Annotated in this window: 1 protein-coding gene; it reads left to right on the forward strand. The window is 66.1% G+C overall.

The features are described 5' to 3' along the window. The first annotated feature begins 564 nt into the window (after window positions 1–564). Window positions 565–756 carry a hypothetical protein gene (locus ACFU8Q_RS41540; RefSeq protein ID WP_384465425.1) on the forward strand — a complete coding sequence of 64 codons (192 nt, stop codon included), beginning with the start codon at window positions 565–567 and terminating at the stop codon, window positions 754–756. Window positions 757–1,253 lie beyond the last annotated feature (497 nt).

Here is a 1,253-nt window from a genome sequence, read left to right on the forward strand (position 1 = left end):
GACGGCGTAGGAACCTCCATCCAACCCGACCGGAACACGCCCGCGCACCCCATCCGCCCGCAAAACCCCACGTCACAGAGCTACCAAAGGACTTTGCCGGGGCCCTGGGGGGATGGTGAGCCGCTTCGCGTGTTTACCGCAGGGTTTTGGTGCTCCTGGGGGTGCTGCTTGCGGCGGGCAGGGGGCGGTGTCCTTCGTCCCAGTGGTTGGACCATCCGCAGAGTCCGCATGCGTAGCGGCCGTCGAGGCCGTGGACTTCGGCTTCGCAGCCGCGGCAGCGCGTGGTGGTGATCTCTGGGGTTGTCGTGGCTGGAGTGGTGGAGGACCAGCCGCATTGGTTGGAGCAGATCCATGTGCCGTCGGGGCCCTGGCTGGCTGCAGCGCCGCAGCTTCCACACGTCATGGGTACCTCCGGGTAGCGGCCTCGCCGACGGGGGTGGCGGCGAGGCCGGGTTCAGTGTGGCAGGGGCGGGCTGTGATGGGCAGCGTTTCGGGGTTGGGTGACCTGTTTTGGGGTGCTTCGGTGCGTCGCATCCGATATTCGAACAGACATAGCATTGGCTCGTGCCTAAGAACAGCCCCGCTTTCGATTTCCCGCAGGACCTGCGCGACGCCCAAGTCGCCCTCCATGAGACGCCCGCCGGGTACGAGGAGTACGCCAAGAGGCTCCCGTGGTCGGCCGAGCCGATGCCCGGGTGGGAAGGCGACAAGCAGCTGCACGCTTCCGGCCATGGGGACCACCGATACGGCCGTTGACGCCAAGCACTTCGTCACGGACTTTTGGCGTCAGAACCTGATCCTGAACTCAATCCGCTGGAACAGCAGTGCGGGGGGTGCCTGTTGAGTCGGCACGGAGCGCGGTGCCGGTGTTGCCACTGGTCCGTTTCTCCGTGCCGCTCGCCGAACCCGGCGTACCCGTCTCCGAGTACCGGGCTCTCCACGGACTCTGCCGTTCAGGCGTGGTTGAGGCGTGTCCAGGGGGTGGGGATCGTGTTGCCTCTGTAGCGGTAGCGGGTGACCGTTACCGCCTGGAGGTCGAACAGTTCGATCCCGTCTGCCGAGGGCCTTTGCCACCGTCCGTTGTGGTCGGTGAGGCGTCGGCGGTTGAAGTTCCCCCCGGGTCCTGGACAGCGGGTGTTTACGCTGCGGGGGTGAGGGCTTGCTTGAGCAAGGTTCTCGTTTCGAGCGGGGTGACGTACCCGTACTCGGGGTGCCTGCGGAGTCGGCTGCGGTTGTACTCGATCTCGATGTAG

It is taken from the genome of Streptomyces sp. NPDC057543, assembly GCF_042801895.1.
In the GTDB taxonomy this organism is placed as follows: domain Bacteria; phylum Actinomycetota; class Actinomycetes; order Streptomycetales; family Streptomycetaceae; genus Streptomyces.